General features: G+C 63.5%; 13 protein-coding genes and 2 pseudogenes. 4 read left to right on the plus strand and 11 right to left on the minus strand.

The genetic code is table 11. The features are described from left to right. The first annotated feature begins 132 nt into the window (after positions 1–132). The 3 genes from BN1186_RS06785 to BN1186_RS06795 are packed head-to-tail and all read left to right on the plus strand — an operon-like array spanning position 133 to position 6,382. The gene (locus tag BN1186_RS06785) at positions 133–2,097 is read left to right on the plus strand and encodes a type I restriction-modification system subunit M (RefSeq protein WP_052459883.1); all 1,965 of its coding nucleotides are present in this window, start codon (positions 133–135) and stop codon (positions 2,095–2,097) included. Positions 2,098–2,099: 2 nt separating this feature from the next. Next, positions 2,100–3,281 carry a restriction endonuclease subunit S gene (locus tag BN1186_RS06790; protein ID WP_052459884.1) on the plus strand — a complete coding sequence of 394 codons (1,182 nt, stop codon included), beginning with the start codon at positions 2,100–2,102 and terminating at the stop codon, positions 3,279–3,281. Next, complete coding sequence (locus tag BN1186_RS06795; RefSeq protein WP_040283343.1) at positions 3,278–6,382, plus strand: type I restriction endonuclease subunit R; 3,105 nt, start codon at positions 3,278–3,280, stop codon at positions 6,380–6,382. The genes BN1186_RS06790 and BN1186_RS06795 overlap by 4 nt, the downstream gene beginning before the upstream one ends. A 215-nt stretch (positions 6,383–6,597) precedes the next feature. Here BN1186_RS06795 and BN1186_RS06800 read toward each other — a convergent pair whose 3' ends face one another. The 6 genes and pseudogenes from BN1186_RS06800 to BN1186_RS06830 form a co-directional block, all read right to left on the minus strand. Next, positions 6,598–7,590 carry a tyrosine-type recombinase/integrase gene (locus BN1186_RS06800; protein WP_040282704.1) on the minus strand — a complete coding sequence of 331 codons (993 nt, stop codon included), beginning with the start codon at positions 7,588–7,590 and terminating at the stop codon, positions 6,598–6,600. Then, positions 7,583–8,518 carry a tyrosine-type recombinase/integrase gene (locus tag BN1186_RS06805; protein WP_040282820.1) on the minus strand — a complete coding sequence of 312 codons (936 nt, stop codon included), beginning with the start codon at positions 8,516–8,518 and terminating at the stop codon, positions 7,583–7,585. The genes BN1186_RS06800 and BN1186_RS06805 overlap by 8 nt, the downstream gene beginning before the upstream one ends. Then, positions 8,515–9,453, minus strand: coding sequence for a tyrosine-type recombinase/integrase (locus BN1186_RS06810; RefSeq protein WP_052459764.1), 939 nt, complete (start codon positions 9,451–9,453; stop codon positions 8,515–8,517). Before BN1186_RS06810 ends, BN1186_RS06805 begins: the two co-directional genes overlap by 4 nt. A gap of 138 nt (positions 9,454–9,591) precedes the next feature. Then, positions 9,592–10,386: pseudogene (locus BN1186_RS06815) on the minus strand (ISL3 family transposase); the annotation flags it as partial. 116 nt (positions 10,387–10,502) lie between these two features. Continuing rightward, entirely contained in the window at positions 10,503–11,969 is a 1,467-nt protein-coding gene (gene ltrA, locus BN1186_RS06825) for a group II intron reverse transcriptase/maturase (protein ID WP_040283344.1), read from the minus strand. Positions 11,970–12,557: 588 nt separating this feature from the next. After that, a pseudogene (locus tag BN1186_RS06830) lies at positions 12,558–13,076 on the minus strand (ISL3 family transposase); the annotation flags it as partial. Between the two features lie 185 nt (positions 13,077–13,261). On the opposite strand from BN1186_RS06830, the gene BN1186_RS06835 reads away from it, so the two are divergent. After that, positions 13,262–14,077: a hypothetical protein gene (locus BN1186_RS06835; RefSeq protein ID WP_040283345.1), complete on the plus strand. Its 816-nt coding sequence runs from the start codon at positions 13,262–13,264 to the stop codon at positions 14,075–14,077. Positions 14,078–14,094: 17 nt separating this feature from the next. On the opposite strand, the gene BN1186_RS06840 is transcribed toward BN1186_RS06835, so the two are convergent. The 5 genes from BN1186_RS06840 to BN1186_RS06860 all read right to left on the minus strand — a co-directional run bounded on the left by BN1186_RS06840 (position 14,095) and on the right by BN1186_RS06860 (position 19,079). After that, positions 14,095–14,586 carry a helix-turn-helix domain-containing protein gene (locus BN1186_RS06840; protein WP_180349031.1) on the minus strand — a complete coding sequence of 164 codons (492 nt, stop codon included), beginning with the start codon at positions 14,584–14,586 and terminating at the stop codon, positions 14,095–14,097. A gap of 109 nt (positions 14,587–14,695) precedes the next feature. Further along, complete coding sequence (locus BN1186_RS06845) at positions 14,696–14,995, minus strand: hypothetical protein (protein ID WP_040283347.1); 300 nt, start codon at positions 14,993–14,995, stop codon at positions 14,696–14,698. Positions 14,996–15,118: 123 nt separating this feature from the next. Next, positions 15,119–16,327, minus strand: a complete 1,209-nt coding sequence (gene mmsB / locus BN1186_RS06850) for a multiple monosaccharide ABC transporter permease (protein WP_052459885.1) — start codon at positions 16,325–16,327, stop codon at positions 15,119–15,121. Further along, positions 16,324–17,871, minus strand: a complete 1,548-nt coding sequence (locus BN1186_RS06855) for an ATP-binding cassette domain-containing protein (RefSeq protein ID WP_040283348.1) — start codon at positions 17,869–17,871, stop codon at positions 16,324–16,326. The genes mmsB and BN1186_RS06855 overlap by 4 nt, the downstream gene beginning before the upstream one ends. Before the next feature lie 113 nt (positions 17,872–17,984). After that, the gene (locus BN1186_RS06860) at positions 17,985–19,079 is read right to left on the minus strand and encodes a substrate-binding domain-containing protein (protein ID WP_246043254.1); all 1,095 of its coding nucleotides are present in this window, start codon (positions 19,077–19,079) and stop codon (positions 17,985–17,987) included. Positions 19,080–19,230: the final 151 nt, after the last annotated feature.

Here is a 19,230-nt window from a genome sequence, read left to right on the forward strand (position 1 = left end):
GAACCACCGTAGTCCAGAGCAAAGGCGGAGATGGCCAGTACCCACACAGTGCGGGTCTACTACGATCACAGCAAGTCATGCAGCGCGGCAACCCTTGCGGGAGGCTGCCACCGTGTCAGCACAGAGACGGGCATGGAACCCGAGAAAAGGAACACCGTGGGTCCCACCGAAGTACAGACCACCCGCATCATGCAGCAGGCGATCTGGCAGACAGCCGACCGTTATCTGCGCAGCGTGGTCGAGCCGGAGGACTACGGCGACTACATCATCCCCTTCACCGTGCTCCGCCGCCTGGAATGTCTCCTGGCCGAGTCGAAGCCGCAGGTGCTCGAGTTCATCGAGGGCACCAACCTGTCAGGCCAGATGCTGGACATGACCATCCAGGTGAAGTTCGGGCTGCACTTCTACAATTCGTCGAAGCTGGATCTGACCAGGATCGCCTCCACCGACGACAAGGTCCTCGAGTCGCTGGAACACTATCTGGCCGGCTTCTCCGATTCGATCCGCGACATCTGGACCCACTTCAAGTTCATGGACCGCGCCCGCACGCTGGCGAACTCCGGCCGGCTGTGGGGTGTGGTGAAACACTTCTCCACGCTCGACATGTCGCCGGGCAGGCTCACCGACACCGCGATGGGCGACATTTTCGAAGACGTGATGTACCGGGCGTTCAACACCAAGGGCAAGGGTGCCGGTGCGTTCTACACGCCGCGTGACGCGATCCGCCTGATGGTCGATGTGTTATTCGCCTCCGACGACGTCGGGCTCGCCGGCTCGCACCCGACCCGCTCGGTCTATGACCCGACGGCGGGCACCGGCGGCATGCTCCTGGTTGCCTCCCGTGCGCTGACCGAGCTCAACCCCAACATCGACGTCGGCCTCTACGGCCAGGAGTTGATGGAGACGGCTTACGCCATCGGCAAGGCTGACCTCCTCATCCAAGGCGGCCGCCCCGATGCGATCCGCCGCGGCAACACCCTCCTGCAGGACCTCTACCAGGAACAGACGTTCGACTACATCCTCTCCAACCCGCCGTTCGGCACCGACTGGTCAGCCGACCGCAAGGCCGTCGAGGAGCAGGCCAAGATGCCCGGCACCCGGTTCAGCCACGGCCTGCCGCCGGTCTCCGATGGGCAGATGCTGTTCCTGGCCCACTGCGCCTCCAAGCTGAGGCCTCGCGGCGACGGCGGCGCAGGTGGCCGTGCCGCCGTGGTCTCCAACGGGTCCCCGTTGTTCACCGGCGGCCCGGGGTCGGGGCCGGACAACATCCGTGCCTGGCTGCTGACCTCCGACCTGGTCGACGCCATCATCGCGCTGCCCACCAACATGTTCTACGGCACCGGGATTGCCACCTACGTGTGGATCCTCGACACCAACAAGGAACCCCACCGCAAGGGCCGCATCCAACTGCTCGACGGCACCGGTGCCTGGCACCCGATGGCCAAGGGCATGGGCGACAAGCGCCGCGAGATGACCGACGCGGATCGCGCTCAGATTCTGTCCGCCTACGAAGCTTTCGAGGAGTCTGACATCTCCAAGATCGTCACCGCCGATGACCTGGGCTTCCGCGACGTGCCGGTCCACCGCATCCGCCACCTCACCATCGAGGTGACCGACGAGGCTGTTGAGAAGGCCCTGGCCCACAAGGACGCCACGCCGGAGCACGAAGCCCTCATCCGCGGCCTGAGCGGTGCGTGGAACGACCTGCCGACCACCATCAAAGCCGCCGCCAAAACCCGCGGGCTGCGCGTCTCGCTGGGGCTGATCGACGCGATCATGAACGCCGTGGCGTCCGACGACCCCGACGCCCCGCCAGCGGTCAACCGGCAAGGCAAACCGGTGCTGGTCGACGGCTCCAAGCTCACCGAACGCATCCCACTGTCCGAGGACGTCACCGAACACATGGAGCGCGACGTGTTGCCGTTCGCGCCGGACGCGACGTGGGACGAGAAGGCCGCCAAGATCGGCTACGAAATCCCGTTCACCCGCCTGTTCTACAAGCCGACGCCGATGCGCTCACTGGACGAGATCGACGCCGACGTGTTCGAGGTCATGGCGTCGCTGTCGGAGAAGTTCAAGGCGGTGCATGCAGAGTGAAAATGGCACCCATTGCGGCATTGGCCGAAGTCACACTGGGCAAGATGCTACAACCGGCGGCGAAGAGCGCAGAGGACGTTCGGCGTCCCTACCTGAGAGCAGCGCATGTTCAACCACATGGCCAGCTCGCGCTTGAGGTTGAGGCCAAGGAGATGTGGTTTTCTCCCGCAGAGGCTGGAGCATTAGATCTGCGCAAGGGCGACGTACTGGTCGTCGAAGGTGGGGCTGTCGGCCGAAGCACCTGCTTAGGCGACGATCTTCCTTGCCTGGGGTTTCAAAACTCGCTGATTCGGCTTCGCCCAACACACGCGAGCGACGGGCGATTCCTGGACTACGCTCTGCGCTCAGCGCTTGCAGCCGGCGCTATTGATGTTGAGTGCTCGACGGTTTCGATGGCGCATTTCACCACCGAGAAGGTGAGCCGCTTTCGCATCCCAGCCCCTAACATCGAAACCCAACGCCGCATCGCCGACTACCTCGACCGGGAGACTGCAGAGATCGACGCGATGGACGCCGAGTTGGACTGGCTCATGGAGACGCTGCGGGAGCGACGGATGTCTGCCCACGAAGCGGCGCTCGAAGCTGCGTTTTCCGTGGACGGTTCACTTCAACCGATGTGGAGTGTCTTGAGGCCGGTGAAGGATCAAGGCCATCCGGATGAAGAAGTCTTGTCGGTCTTCCGGGAGTACGGGGTTATTCCAAAGTCGTCTCGTATAGATGACAATCACAACAGGACACCGGAGAACTTGTCGTCTTACCAACTGGTTCGCCCAGGGGATGTGGTGATCAACAAGATGAAGGCATGGCAAGGCTCGCTCGGTGTGTCAGCTCACAGGGGAATTGTCAGCCCGGACTATCAGGTTTGTCGGCCGGCTGGCCCCCACGTTGATCCGAGCTACCTGCATCTTGTTCTTCGGTCACCACGGATGATTCCTCAGTACCGTGTTCGATCCAAGGGCATTCGGCCTTCTCAATGGCGGCTGTACTGGGAAGACATGGCGCCACTGGGGATCCCAGTCCCACCACTCGACAAACAACGACACATTGCCGCTGAACTGGATGCGCAAACAGCCCGCATCGACGACATGATCGCCGATGCCCAACGGCTGAAGGAGTTGTTGGTGGAGCGGCGCTCCACCCTCATCACCGAGGTTGTCACCGGCCGGAAGGAAGTGCCTGCATGAGCAACGCGAAGATTCTCGAATCCGAGTTCGAGTCGAACATCTGCGACTCCCTAGCGGCATCCGGCTGGATCTACTCCGGCGGCACCGCACCAGACCCGGACTGGAAGCCGGAACTGGGCGTACACGTCGGCGACCTGCTGTGGTGGCTGGCGAACCGCTACCCCAAGGAGTACGAGCGGGTCGTTCCGCCGTCGCTGACCGGTGTGGCCCGCCAGCAAGCCGAACATCAACTGGTGAAGCGGGTCTGCGAGGTGCTGGCCGCCAAGCCGCTGATCGACGCGACCACTGGCAAGGAACGCAACGGGCTGCTCGGCCTGCTGCGGTCTGGGTTCGACTACATGCCGAAGGTTACCGGCGCGCTGTCGGGGAAGTTCGGCGCGCTGTGCGAGTTCCCACCGGAGAACCCGCTGCTCACCTCATCGCAGGAGTGGTACGAGAAGAACCTGCTGCGGGTGCTGCGGCAGGTGCGCTTCGACCCCAGCAAGAACTCGACGATCGATCTGGTGCTGACCGTCAACGGTTTGCCGGTGGCAACGTTGGAGCTCAAGACCGACCACACGCAGAAGGCCGACGACGCCGTCGAGCAGTACCGCAAGGACCGCAACCCCACCAAGAAGACCCCGCTGCTGCAGCCCGGCCATTGCCTGGTGCATTTCGTGGTGTCCAACACGCGGGTGATGATGACCACCGCCCTCAAGGGGGCTGAGACCCGGTTCATCCCCTTCGACAAGGGCAACAACGGTCACGCCGGCAACGCCCCGTCCGAGACCGGTTCACCCACCGACTACCTGTGGCGCGAGGTGCTCACCCCCGCCACGCTGGTGCGGATCCTCAACAACTTCGCGATGCGCGACGACGGCACTCTGGTCTTTCCCCGCTATCACCAGCTACGCGCCGTCGAGAAGGTCACCGGCGACGTCGCCTCCCGCGGGGCCGGCGGGCGTTACCTGATCTGGCATTCGGCCGGCTCGGGTAAGACCAAGACCATCGCCTGGCTCGCCCACCGCCTCGGCCGGCTGCATGGCCACGGCGGCGACAAGGTGTTCGACTCGGTCATCGTCATCTCCGATCGCCGCGTGCTCGATGACCAACTTCGTCGAGCGGTCAACATGCTGGGCGCCTCGAAGGGCTACGTCGTGGGCATCGACGAGAAGTCCGGCGCGAAATCCAAGCAATTGCGCGACGCACTGACCGAGGGTGACCACATCATCACGGTCACGTTGCAGTCCTTCCCAGAAGCCCTGAAGATCATCAACGACTCTGCCGAGCTCAAGCAGCGCAGGTGGTGCGTCATCGCCGACGAGGCACACTCCTCCCAGACCGGCGACGCAGCCTCTGACCTTCGCAAGCTCTTGGCAGCCCACCCAGAGGCAGACCCAGACCCTGACGACCAGGCGCAGGGATTCACCAGCGACGACTTCCTGCTGGCGCAAGGCTCCGCCGTCGCCACGGCTGCCAACATGACCTTCATCGCGCTCACTGCTACACCGAAGCACCGCACGCTGCGGCTATTCGGCACGCAAGACTCCGAAGGCAACTGGCGGGCCTTCGACACCTACACCATGGCCCAGGCCATCGAGGAAGGCTTCATCCTCGATGTGTTGAAGCGCTACTCGACGTACTCCATGTTCGCCAGGATCCGCGACAGCCTCAGCGGGGAGGAGTCTGAGCATCAGGTCGACTACAAGGTTGACCAGTCACAAGCAGTCAGCTCGATCGTCAGGTTCATCCGCCTCCATTCGACGGCCATCGCGCAGAAGGTGCAAATCGTCGTCGAGCACTTCCGCGCCAACGTCGCGGGCTCCCTCGAGGGGCGGGCCAAGGCCATGGTGGTCACGAGTTCTCGCGAGGAGGCGGTGCGCTGGTCCCTGGCGATGAACAAGTACCTGGCGGACAAGGGCTACCACGACATGACCGCCCTGGTCGCGTTCTCGGGGAAGATCATCGTCGACGGGGAGGAGTACACCGAGCCGGGCATGACCGGGATATCGGAGAAGGCACTACCGCAGCACTTCCGGGAGTCGGATGAGGCTCGTGTCCTCATCGTCGCCGACAAGTACCAGACCGGCTACGACGAGCCGTTGCTGTGCGCCATGTACGTCGACAAGCAATTGTCGGGCATCGCTGCCGTGCAGACGCTGTCCCGCCTGAACCGAACGGCGCCAGGTAAGCCTCTGCCCATCGTCCTCGACTTCCGCAATGACGCGCAGACCATCCAGGACTCCTTCGCCACCTACTACTCGGACGCCTACATCTCCCAGGAGACTGATCCCAACGCGCTGTTCAACCTGGCCGACAAGTTGGACCTGGCCGGCTACTACGACGACGACCAGTTGTACGGAATCTCCGATGCCTACCTGGCGAACACCAGCGGGGAGCAACTGGCACACCTGCTTGCCCCGGTGATCCATTCGTGGAAGAAGAGCTTCGCCAGCACCGAACCTGACACCCCTGAGCGTGACGAGGTACTCGCCTTCCGCCGGAACGCGCGTGCCTACCGAAGTGCGTGGGACTTCTTGAGCCAAATCATCGACTACGGCAATCCGTCTCTGCACCGCCGGGCCATCTTGGCCGGACTGTTGGAACGCAACCTCCATGTCGACTTTGTGTTCGACAAGATCGAGATCGACACTGTCGAACTGGTCGGCTTGGCGATCGCAGCTGACGACAAGACAGAGCAGGACCACTCGATCACAGCCTCAGAGTCGACGGACCTGACCGCGCCCTCCTACGACGGCGACCGATCTCTCGGCGGGCAGACACGCGAGCAGATCGCCCTGGCTGAGGCCATCGACAAGGTCAACGAGATGTTCGCAGCGAGCGGTCTTGACCTCGGTGACGGGTCGGGCGCTGCCTGGACCCAGGCGGCTTGGGGCGTGCTCGCCGATGACGACGAGGTTCAGGCCATGTCCAAGGAGAACACTGACGAACAGTTGAAGGCGTCACCCAAGTTCCACGACAAGGTCGTCCAGGCGCTGGTCTCCGTGGCCACTGACTCTTCGGCAATGACCGAGGCTGTGATGACGAACCCTGACCTCAAGGACAAGGTCGTCGACTTCCTCGCGACTCTCGCAGCGGTCGCTCTGGGCGATGCAGCCTAGCTAACCCAACAGGCGGGACACATTGCCAACACGATGTCGTCTGACCGTCAAAGCGGCTCATCACAATGCAGGGTGTAGTTGGGGTCTGAATCCGCCGGTCTCGAGCAGTGATCTGGCGATGGTATGTCGACCTCGGGGTTATGCTGACCGACGTCCTGGGAGCGCTGTCCTTGTGGGAGTCGGCGCCTGAGCCGGTCAACATAACCGTGCGGGGTTCAGCGGTTCTTGAGGAACGCGATGAGAGCGTCGGAGGCTTGGTAGCGAGCTGGTGGCCGCTCATCGACGGCGGGAACGCGTTCCAGGGTTCGGCGTTTGAGTTCGAGGTCGGCGTGGAGGTAGATCTGCGTGGTCTGGATGTTCGAGTGCCCGAGCCAGAGCGCGATGCTCGCGGTGTCGATCCCGGCATGCAGCAGGCTCATTGCGCAGGTGTGCCGCAGCGTGTGCGGGGTGACGTTCTTCCCGGCCAGCGAAGAACACCGGCCGGCCGCGGCAGCGGTATGACGGGCGATGAGCTTGCCGACCGCAGCCCTGGTCAGCGGCGTCCCGGCGTGCGTCGGGAACAGTGGCCCGTCCGGTGTGGACGGAAGCTCGCTGAGCCAGGCGGTGAGGAGTTGGACGGTGTTCTTCTGGAGCGGGATCACGCGTTGCTTGCGGCCCTTGCCGATGCATTCGAGCTGGCTGTGCGGGCCGATCTGGATGCTGTCGATGTGCAGGCTGGTCAGCTCGCTGACGCGCAACCCGGTTTGGATGCCCAGGTGCAGCAGGAGCCGGTCTCGGCGCCCGAGCCAGGTCCGGGTGTCCGGGGCTGCGATGAGGGCTTCGGCCTCGGCAGCGGTCAGGAACGACACGAGGGTGGTCTTCGTGCGTTTCGCGGGGATCGCGAGGACTTGGCTGATCGTTGCGATCGCGTCGGGTGCCCGGTAGCTGGCGTAGCTGAAGAACGACCGCAGTGCGGCCCGGCGGGCGTTGCGGGTCGCGGCGGAGTTGCCGCGCTCGGTTTCCAGATGCTGGAGGAATCCGCCGATCAGGTCCGCGTCCAGATCGGCCAGGGTCAACGCTGATGGGGCGATCCCGGTGGCCTGCTGGGCGTAGGTCAGCAGGAGCCGGAACGTGTCGGCGTAGGCGGCTTTCGTGTGCGGGCTGGCGTTCAGGTGCCGGTCGAGCTTGTCGGTGAAGAACCGTTGCAGCAGCGGCGCGAGGTCACTCATCGCCGGCCCCGTTCGCTTGGATGCGTTCGGCGAGGGCCGCTGCCAGTTCCGGGGTGTTCGACAGATACCAGTAGGTCGCTTCCGGGCCGACGTGTCCGAGGAACGCCGACAGGACCGGCATCATCTGATCGACATCACCACCAACACGGATGTGCTCGATCAGGGTGGTCGTGGCGAACGTGTGCCGGAAGTCGTGCAACCTCGCCGCCGGTCCGGTCGGACCACCGGCCAGCCCGGCTGCCTCGCGGATCTCGCGGAACGTGTTTCCCGCGGTCGAGCGGGCGATCCGGGTGCCGCGCCTGGCGACGAACACCGCTGTCGTGGCCGGGGTAGGGAACGTCCGATCCCGGAGCCGCTGGTATCGGCGGATCGCGTCCATCGTGGACTTGTGCAGCGGGACGAGCCTGGACTTGCCGAACTTCGTGTCGGTCACCTTGGCCCAGCCGCTGCCATCACTGGCGTCCTCGTCGGTGGTGATGTCGTCGTCGTTGAGGTTGCGGGCCTCGCTGATCCGCATCCCGGTCACCGTCAGCAGCCCGAGCAGTGTTTGCCAGGACGCGGCCCGGACCTGCGGGGTCAGCCTCCCCGCCGCGGCGAGCAGCGTGTCGATCTGGTCGCTGGTGAAGATCAGCGGGCGAGGGCGATGAGCGCCGTAGGGGCGCCCGTCGAGGATCGGGACCTCGGTCGCGGGGTCGAACCAGGCGACGTGCTCGGCGAACTGGCGGACGTAGTTCAACCGCTCCAGCACCGTGCCGCGAGAGAACTGCGCCGCCCACGCGGTCGCCAGGTCGCGACGGATCGTGGGCTCGCCGGCCTCTTCCATCCAGCCCACGAACCCGTCCAGCGCCTTGCCCGGCGCGGTCAGCTTGAACCCGAGTGCCCGCCGGGTCGCCAGGTAGTCGTCCAGGAGGTCGCGTAGGCCGTTCATCGTGACCACCTGCCCGATGCCGCTGCCGGCCACTCGGTGGCCAGTGCGCTCAGCCGGTTCTTGTCGACCTTGGTGTAGTTCGCGGTCGTGCGCAGGTGGGCGTGGCGTAGCAGCCCTTGAACCTCTTGCAGCGTCGCCCCGGAGGCGAGCATCCCGGTCGCGAACGTGTGCCGCAGCCGGTGCGGGCCGAACTTCTCCACCCCAGCCTTGACGCAGATCTGCCGGATCGTCCCGCAGACACCGTTCGCGGTCAGCGGCTGGACCGGGTCGATCACGGTCCAGAACACTTCCTCGCCAGCAGTCCGGCCGCCGCGGCCGTGGAGCACGTAGTCCTCCAACGCCTGCCCCACATCCTCGGACAGCGGCAACTCGTCAACCCTGTCGCCCTTCCCACAGACGCGCAGGGTTCCGGTGCGCCAGCCGATGTCGTCCAACCGCAGGCCGGCGATCTCGCAGGCCCGCAGGCCCAGACCGGACAACAGCAGCAGGATCGCCCGGTCGCGCATCCCCTTCGCCGACCGCAGATCGAGAGTGCCGAACAACGCCTCGATCGTCCCGGCCGGGACCGGGTCAGGGATCGACGAGAGCCGCCATGCCGCCGCGTGAGGCACGACCCCGGAGAAGTCCTGCCCGGTCCGCCCTGACCGGTGGCAGAACTGCAGGAACGAGCGCAGCATCACCAGCTGCTTGCTCAGGGTCGATGCCTTCAGCCCGCGTGCCGCTTCCAGGTTCACCCACTGCGTCAGCATCGCCGCGGTCAGCGTCTTCAGCGACTGATCGACCGGCGCGGGAAGCCACTCCACGAACCCCGCGACGCGGGCGGTGTAGGCAGCAGCGGTGCCCTCTTGCGTGGACCGCTCCCGCAGCAGCCACGCTTCGAACTCATCCAGCACGTCCCGCGTGTCGGCGCGGCGCTGATCACGATGAATCACCATCTTGGTCCTCCTGACCCGAAGCCAGGCGATCCCAGCGATCGCCTGGTCAGATCAAGCGAACCCCGACTCGGACGCTCATCGTTATGTTGACCGGATCAGGGCCCAACCCGCGCTGGAGCACGCTCCCCAGGACGCCGGTCAACATAACCCCGAGGTCGACATACCATCGCTTATGCGGAATTCCGCATAAGCGATGTAGTGGGTGAGGTTCCTGAACCCTAGGGCGGAACCGCGGAGGTGTTCGAGGCGGCCGTTCAGGGCTTCGGTAGGGCCGTTCGACGTGCCGGGTCGGTCGAAGTAGGCCAGCACGTCGGTGGCGCGTTTCTTCAGGGTGCGTCCGAGGGTGATGACCTCACGTAGGGCGCCGGGGACCCCGCTGCTGATGCTGGCGATGAGTGCCTCCATGCGGGCGCGGCCGTTGGCTCGGTCGGGGTCGCGGTAGGCGGCGACCAGCTGCTGGTAGACGCCGTAGGTGGCCTCCAGTTGCACGTGGTCGTCGCCGGTGAACAAGGCGTCGAGGCGGGCTTGTTGTCGGGGGGTGAGGAGGTCGGCTCCGGTGTGGAGGGTGCGCCGTGCCCGGTACAGGGGGTCCTGAGCGCGGCCGCGGTGGCCGTGGAGTTCTTGCTGGATCCGGCGCCGGCACTGGTCGAGGGCGTCACCGGCGAGCCTCACCACATGGAACGGATCCATGACGGTGGTGGCGTCGGGCAACTCTTCGGTGGTGGCGGTCTTGAAGCCGGTGAACCCATCCATGGCCACGACCTCTACGCCAGCCCGCCATGCCTCGGGTCGGGCAGCTAGCCACGTCTTGAACGCCTGCTTGGAGCGGCCCTCGACCATGTCCAGCAGGCGGGCTGGGCCGGTGTCATCCCTGATCGGGGTGAGGTCGATGATCACGGTGACGTACTTGTCGCCGTGACGGGTGTGCCGCCAGTTGGGTCGGCCTGGGGCGCGGTGTCGGGATTGCTCCCGGTCCGTTTCCCCAGGCCGCCCGCCGAACCGGACGTGCGACTTTCACCGCATCCGGCTCTCCATGAGAGAGGGCTGGTTCAGCTGGTGGTGACAGCTGGCCGGTCCCAGGGGGTAGGAATGTGGTAGCCGCGGTAGCGGTACCTGGTCACCGGGACGCTGGCGGCGCCGGTGAACCTCTTCCCGTTGTGAGCGAGGCGCCAGGTTCCGGGCAGGCAGTACCTGCGGCGGAGTTCCGGCCATCCGAGTCGGCGGTGCTTCTTGCGTAGCCATGCCGTGATCCGCTCCCACGTGTAGGAGTCGATCGCGGCGAAGGTTGCTTTGGCCACCGCATACCGGAAGTAGTTCGCCCATCCCCGCAGCACCCGCCCGAGATAGTCCATGAGGTATCCCGGGTCCTGGTGCAGGGTGTTCCTGTAGGTCATGGTCTTCACCCGCTGTCTGATCGAGGCGATCGCCTTCTTCGCGGGCAGGGTGTAGACGTACCACTTGTTGCTGCCTCGTCTCCGCATCCGTCGGATGTGGAAACCGAGGAAGTCGAACCCGTGGTCGATGTGGACCACGCGGGTCTTCTCCGGCGACAGACGCAACCCCATCGGGGCCAGCACGTCTGCCACCTCGTGACGCAACTGCTCGGCGTGTTCCTGCTGACCCTTCACCACGATGACGAAGTCATCGGCGTAACGGATCAGCCGGTAGGACGCTTTGCCGTGGTCACGGCGCCAGGCCCGCTTTCCGGCCGTGCCCATCTCATGGTCCCAGCGGCGAGTGAACTCGTCATCGAGGACTGATAGGGCAATGTTGGCCAGCAGCGGGGACAAGATCCCGCCCTGTGGGGTGCCGGTGATCGTCCCCTCGGTCGTGCCCACCGTGGTGAGCACTCCCGCTTTCAGGAACGCCTTGACCAGCGCGAGCACCCGCTTGTCACCGATCCTGCACCGGAGCCGGTCCATCAAGGCGGTGTGGTCGATCATGTCGAAACACGCCTCAATGTCGGCCTCCAGCACCCACTCATACGATTTGCTCGCGAAGTGGTGGATCTCGGCGACCGCGTCCTGCGCGCGCCGGTTAGGTCTGAACCCATAGGAGCACGACTTGAAGTCGGCCTCGAAGATGGGTTCCAGGACCAGCTTCAAAGCTGCCTGCACCACCCGGTCGGTCACGGTCGGGATGCCCAACTTGCGCAGCTTGCCGCTGGCCTTGGGGATCATCACCTGCCGCACCGGCACCGGCCTGAACTCTCCAGCCCTCAACTGGGCTCGAATGTTTCGCAGGAACTCCTCCACCCCGACCCCGGAACTGATCCGTGCCACGGTGACACGGTCCACCCCGGGAGTCTTGGACCCCTTGTTCCCGGCGACGCGTTCCCACGCCATCGTCAAGAACGCCGGATCACACACAAGGTTCCACAGGTCATCGAACCGGCGACCACCATCGGTGGCCGCCCAACCATGCAGCTTGGTCTGCATCCTCCGTACCCCCAGATAGGCCCGAGCATCGCTGGGCCATCCGGAGGCGCCGACATTCACCGGCGCGTCTTCGGACATTACATTCACCTTCTTCTGCTTTCTCTCACTGCCGCCCTTCCCCATGTGACCGGCTTTCCCGGCCTCGGAGTACTACGGCGGCTCCGCCCCACCCACACCCTTCGGCAGGCAACGCACCTATCCCCAAGAAGCGGGGAGCGGAATGCGGATGGTTCCCACGTTCACTGTTGTTCGGTTGACGGGCGAGGCGTCCGGCTTTACCCCTGCGGCATCGTCGTGGCTACGCCGTAGACCTTCACCACGACCTGCCGGACCCGACACATACCACCGTTCCGACAGTCCCCCCCCCGCCACGACCATCAGCGACGGCCCCGACAAGCGGTTACGCACCGCAAACCAGCCCCGATCCACCGGGTTAGAGCTGGGCGACGATTAAGAGGCTTTACGACACCGGTTCCTCTCGTACACCTTCCCGTCTTGCTCACCAGACACGGCCCATCCGGTAGTACTGGACCGTCCTGACTTTGTCACGGCTGCTCCCACCCACCCCAGGCGTTCCCCCAGGACAGGCTGCCGTCAGCTTCACTTGGCCGCTACGACGGCCAACCAATGCAGGTCTCCCACCTCCATCCGATACAACAGCGCCTCGTGGCGCACCACGTGCTCGTCGACGCCGAGCACATGGACGCCGTCGAAACGCCGCGGATCGTTGATCAGGACCCGCTTGCCCTCGGCCAGGACGGCGTCGTTGGCGGTGTTCCACGACACTGCCAGCCCTTCGGCGATCCGGGCTACGGTCAGATGCGCGACCACGAGTCCTTCCAACGCCCACCGCAACGCCCGTCGGGACAACTTCGCCCGCGGCTCGGCGGCTCTGCTCATGTCCTGACGCCACACATGCCCGCACTCGCCGCAGCGGTAGCGACGCACGGTGACGAGCAAGATGGTGGGTCGCCAGCCGAACGGCTCGTGCGCCAGACGACGCACCACGGTGCCACGTGGCGTTCCCTCGCAGCCGCACCGCCGGCACCACTGGTCCGGCTCAACGACCCGGCAGGCCAACACGGCCCGCTTCGGCTCGATCTGTTGGCCGACGACCTCCAGGCCGAGCTCGTCGAGGCGGGTGAACGTGGTCAGGTTGGGGCGCGTGAAGGTAGCGTGAGGCACGTCGAGGTCTTCCGGATGGTGAGTGTGAGAACTTCCATCTTCGGGAGGCCTCGACCCTCATCCGCGGACCGACGCGCCGCCGTGATCACCCCGCCTCTACACCCTCAAATGTGATGAGCCGTCAAAGCTGGTGGTGCCTGGCGCTAGACCGAGCGCCGTCATGAAACTGCTGCCATGATGCAGACATGGCTGCGCGAACGCTATTCAACGAGATCATCCGTGCCCACCACATCGCCACACCGATCAGCGCCGCCATCTCATTCCAACGGGCTGACGACGCTCTCGAGGCAGCCCAGAAGCTGAACGAGCTGAGCTTCGACCTGGCCCCCGTCATCGAACGCGGGGCTCCCGTGGGACTATTCCGGACTGCCACGGCCAGGGCCGGCACGGTGGGAAAGTGCATGGATGAGTTGCAGGTTTCAATGATCGTTGCGGCTAGCACTCCGCTCACGAATGTCGTTCACAGTCTGGCCGAGTGTCTATTCCTCTTCGTCATCGAAGGGTCGGCTATCTCGGGATTCATCACCCCGACGGATTTGGGGAGTCATGCTGGGCGGACCCACTACTACATGTTGCTGGCTGACCTTGAAATTTCACTCTACAAGTACCTCCGCGAGCGATTCCCGCAGCAGACCGACGCCATCGCGCTGCTTAGCGACAATCGGCGTGAGGAACACGCCCACCTGGTCACCAAGCTCCGCAGAACTGACACATTCGTCGATGAGCTGTCTGCAGTCAGTCTCAACGACCTGTTGACGATCGCCGGCCGTGATCGGGCTCTTCATGAGCTCACAGGACCAAGTCCCTTCAGTTGGGCCGCTGCCAGCCGCGGCCTGGCAGATTTCCGCAATGACGTCATGCACCCCAGCCGCGACCTGCAGCGGGGGAAAGACCCACGCACATTCGCGGGCAGACTCGCCAAGAAGGAGCGCAACATTACGGCCTTGATCGATGCCACGGCCCTCGCTAGGCGGAACCTCAAATCACGGGCTTCCTGTTAGCTGTTAGAGAACACCGCTCACCCTTGGCTGGCCGGCGGAACGTCGAGAATGTCGTACAGGCCTTCCTCCTGAGCCGACCTCGTCATCTCGTCGAGAGCCTCAGCCCGCTGCTCATGCAGCTTCACCTGGTAAGCGAGGAGATCGTCGAGGCGAATGCGTCGATGACGGCCACGCATCTCATAGGGCACATCGCCACGCTCCAAGATCTTGATCAGCGTCGGTCTGGAGATGTTGAGCAAGTCAGCCGCCTCTTGAGTTGTCAGTAGACGATGCCTGGGAACAATGGTCACTGCCTGGCCGTTGGCTAGCATCCTCAAGAGGTTGACCAGCATGTCGACCATACCGGTGGTGAGTTCGTATCTCTCCCCCGCCGCCGTGACAACCACCGGCTGCGGCTGCACATCCTGACCACGCTCCCGCATCGCTTCCACAAAACTGATGAGACGCCCTTGCTCTTCAGGCGTGGGTACGTAAGTGGCTAAGTCAGTCAGCTTCGCTGCTGCCGGCACTGCACACCTCCTGTCCATTAACGAAATAATCGCAATAGATCCCAGGGTAGTTTATCCTCCACCCCGTCGAAAGGTCTGCCGCCGTGTTCTTCAGCCATTGCCCCGGGCCTCAACGCTCACTCGGCCGCCGGTTCCCTCTACGCGTGACAAGAGCGGCGACGTCTCGCCCAATGCTCGTGTCAGCGATGACATCCCACTCGCTAACGATAAAACGCTGGAAGGCGTCGCGGGCTCGACGCTCGGCGTCATCCAGTTGAGAGTCGTAGCGCGGGTCCATGAGGTGCCCACCGGTCGGGGTGCACACCGCGCTCAGCACGTCGAGAAAGATCTCCAGATCCCGCGCCTTGTCGTCGAACCCACCACCGGTGAAGGTCACGAACTCGATGCGGTCGCCCCAGGCACGCTCCACGCCGTGCCCTAGACGACAACGTGGCCCTGTGGAACCTTTCGAATCCACAGGGCCACGACGGCTGGCACCCACTCGCCCCCATGTACAGGTGCATAGGCGACGAGTTCGGTTATCCGAGCTACCTCACTGGAGACCAGCCTTACGGCGGTTGAACACATCCAGGGCAACAGCCGCCAGGAGCACCAGGCCCTTGACAATCTGCTGGGTCGAGGTGTCTGCTCCCATGAGCTGCATGCCGTTGGACAGAACCGCCATGATCAGGCCGCCGATGATCGCCCCGACAACGCGGCCAGTGCCGCCCGTGGTGGACGCACCTCCGATGAAGCAAGCGGCGATAGCTTCAAGCTCAAACCCGCTACCGGCAGCGGGCTGAGCACCATTCATGCGGGCTGAGAAGGCAACTCCGGCCACGCCACAGAGGAAGCCGAGATGCACGTAGGTCCAGAAGGTGACCCTCTTCACGTTGATGCCCGACAGGCGCGCAGCTTCCTTGTTTCCGCCGATGGAGTAGATGCTGCGGCCGAACGCTGTCTTCTGCGTGACGACCGTGTAGATGAGGATCAGCGCGGCCAGGATGATCAGGATGATCGGGAGGCCTCGAGCCACCGAAAGCTGATACCCGAACCACATCACGACGGCGGCCACGATCACGATCTTGGCGATGCTGACGCCCATGGAGGCTACCGGTTGGCCATACTCAATCCGGCTCTTCCGCGTGCGGAGCTCACTGAAGGCAAAGGCAACAACACCGAGCCCGAAGATCACCAGGGTCAGGACATCAAACCCGCGCCCCCCGAGCAGTCCGTTCAGGAACCCGTTGGCGATGGTGTAGTACTCGGACGGGAAGGGCGACAGCGAGACATTGTCCAGAACCTGATAGGTCAGCCCTCGAAACACCATCATGCCGCCCAGGGTCACGATGAAGCCCGGGATGCCGATATAGGCGACCCAGAACCCGTTCCACGCACCCGCCAAAACCCCGACGAGGATGGCCGCAAGAACGCCGAGCCACCAAGGTAGCCCGGTCTGGATCAGGAGCACACCTGCCACTGCGCCTGCCAGTGCCACGATCGAACCCACCGACAGGTCGATCTGAGCCAGCACGATGACCATCAACATGCCGATGGCCAGCACAAGGATGTAGGAGTACTGCAGGATGATGTTGGTGATGTTGCCCGGGCTGAGGAAGTTCGGGTTGATGATGGCGAAGAACGCGATGATCAAGAGCAGCGCCGCGAAGATGCCGCTCTGCCCCATACTTCCCTTCAATTTGGCGAACACACTCGGCCCGCCGGAGGACGGGGCAGCCGTGCTGCTGGTCTGCGTTGTCATTTGCTGGACTCCAATGCTGGTTCACGTGTCATGAGTTCCATCAAGGACTCTTGGTTTGCTTCAGAACGGGACAACTGCCCCGTCATGTTGCCGTAGGCCAGGACGAAGATGCGGTCGGCGACTCCCAGCACTTCCTCCAACTCGGATGAGATGACGATCACCGCTTTGCCCTGCGCGACCATGTCGTTGATAAGCGTGTAGATCTCGTACTTCGCGCCGACGTCGATACCCCGGGTGGGCTCGTCCAGGATCAGCACAGTCGGATCCGAGTAGAGCCACTTGGACAGAACCACCTTCTGTTGGTTGCCACCCGATAGTGAGGTGATCGGGGCCTCGATCGAAGAGGTTCGAATGCGCATGCTCTGGCGATACTGCTCGGCGACGTGCGCCTCACGGTCACCGTGGATGAGGCCCCGCTGGGTGAGCTTGCCCAACGATGCCAGCGAAATGTTGTGCTTGACCGAGTCGATGAGGTTGAGGCCATTTCCCTTACGGTCCTCCGACGCGTAGGCCAGCCCTGCAGCAATGGCTTCCTGCGGGGATGAGAGATTGACCTCTTTCCCGTCGATGAGCATCTTGCCCGACTTGAAGCGCCCGTATGCCTTACCGAAGACGCTCATGGCCAGCTCAGTTCGTCCCGCACCCATCAGACCAGCGATGCCGACAACCTCGCCGTGCCGCACGTCGATGCTGACGTCATTGAGGACCAGCCGGCCCTCTTGTGTCGGGTGTTCGACCGTCCATCCCTGGATGGCCAGCGCCTGCTCCCCGATGTTTGACTCCCGAGTCGGGTACTTGTTGGACAGCGATCGCCCCACCATGAGCGAGATGATCTTGTCCGTTGTCGATTCCGGCTCGTGCATGTCGAGCGTCTCAATGGTTTCCCCGTCACGGATCACGGTCGTACGGTCCGCGATGGCCTGAATCTCACCCAGCTTGTGGGAGATGATCACGACGGCGACGCCCCGATCACGCAGACCGCGAACCAGGTCCAGGAGATGCGCTGACTCTTCGTCGTTGAGCGCAGCGGTGGGCTCATCGAGGATCAGCAGCCGCGCATCCTTCAACAGCGCTTTGGCGATCTCCACGAGCTGCTGCTTGCCTACGCCCAGGCTCCTGACCCGCTCGGTAACCTTCTCATGCAGGCCCACCGCCTGGATGGCCTTCTCTGCCCCTTGATGAACCTTGTCCCAGTCGATGACGCCCAATCGCGAGGGTTTCGGTTGGCCGAGGAAAACGTTCTCCGCAATTGACAGTTCCGGAATGAGCGCCAGTTCCTGGTGAATGATCGCGATACCCGCCGCTTCAGACTCTCCGATGGAACGAAAGCGCACCTCTTTACCATCCAGAATGATCCTGCCGGTGTAGTCACCGTGTGGGTACACCCCGGACAGCACCTTCATGAGTGTCGATTTGCCTGCGCCATTCTCGCCGCAGATAGCGTGCACTTCACCTTGTTTGACGTCGAGGTTGACGTGCTTGAGAACTTTGACTCCTGAGAAATCCTTGTTGATGTCCTCCATGGACAACAGGTACTCAGACATGGCGTTCCCGCCCTTTCTATGAAATCGGGGCGGACGGACGGTGTCCGCCCGCCCCGGAGCGCGTCAGAGGACGCCCTTTTCAACCTGTTCCTGGGTGAAGTAGCCAGAGTCGATCAGCTCGCTCTGAATGTTGTCCTGATAGATCGTCTTGGCTTCGAGCAGGTACGACGGAACCACCTTGACTCCGTTGTCATACGTCTCGGTGTCGTTGGCCTCGGGCTCTTCTCCCTCAGCGAAGGCACGGACCGCCACCACAGCTTTTTGGCCAGCAGACGCGTGTCCTTGAAGATCGTGGAGTGCTGAACGCCATCGTTGATCAGCTTCACGGACGCGATGTCGGCGTCCATCCCTCCGACGATGGGCAGTCCGTCGGCAATGGTCGGCCCGTAGCCACCTCCGGTGAGAGCCGTGATGATGCCACGCGCAACGGGGTCATGGCCGCCAACGGTTGCGGAGATCTGATCCCCGCCGGAGTATGTGGAGGTGAGCAGGTCCTCCATGCGTCGCTGCGCAGTCTCCTGCGACCAGCGCAGGATGGACACCTGACCAAAATCCGTCTGCCCGGACTTGACGACGAGGGTTCCGTCATCAATGAAGGGCTGAATCACAGACATCGCACCGTTGAAGAAGTGCGTGGCGTTGTTGTCATCCGGGGACCCGGCGAAGAGTTCGATGTTGATCGGTCCGGTGGGCCTGTCGGCCGCCTCCGCACCTTCCTGATCTGTGAGGCCCAGTCCGTAGAGCATCGCGTTGCCCTGGAGGACTCCGACCTGGTAGTTGTCAAACGAGACGTAGAAATCAACGTTGTCGTGGTCTCGGATGAGGCGATCGTAGGCGATGACCGGCACGTCTGCTGCCGCAGCAGCATCCAACTGGCTTGACAGTGCAGTGCCGTCAATCGAAGCGATCACAAGCACCTCGGCCCCGTTGGTCAGCATCTGATCGATCTGCTGGGTCTGGATGGGGATGTCGTCATTGGCGTACTGCAGATCCACCTCGAAACCCTCGGCCTCGAGTTGCTCCTTCACGAAGTTGCCATCTGCGATCCAGCGCTCGGAGACCTGCGTCGGCATTGAAACGCCGATGCGCATCCCGTCGGTCGAACCGCCGTCCGCGGTGTCGCCATTACCGCTACCGGCCCCTCCGCCGGCACATCCAGCGAAAGCCAATGAACCTGCGGCTGCGAAGGCCAGCAGTGCCCTGGCCATGGATGAGTTCTTTCTTGTCATTTTCTTCTCCTCATTGAGTGACTGGCTAGGCCGATTCGAATCCAGCCAGATGGATATGTGTTCGCTTCAGATAGGGGAAGGGCGTAATCCGAACAGAGTTCCTCCTTCGTCGATTCGACGTCGTCGTCGA

The organism is Tessaracoccus massiliensis, from assembly GCF_000826065.2.
Classification (GTDB): domain Bacteria; phylum Actinomycetota; class Actinomycetes; order Propionibacteriales; family Propionibacteriaceae; genus Arachnia; species Arachnia massiliensis_A.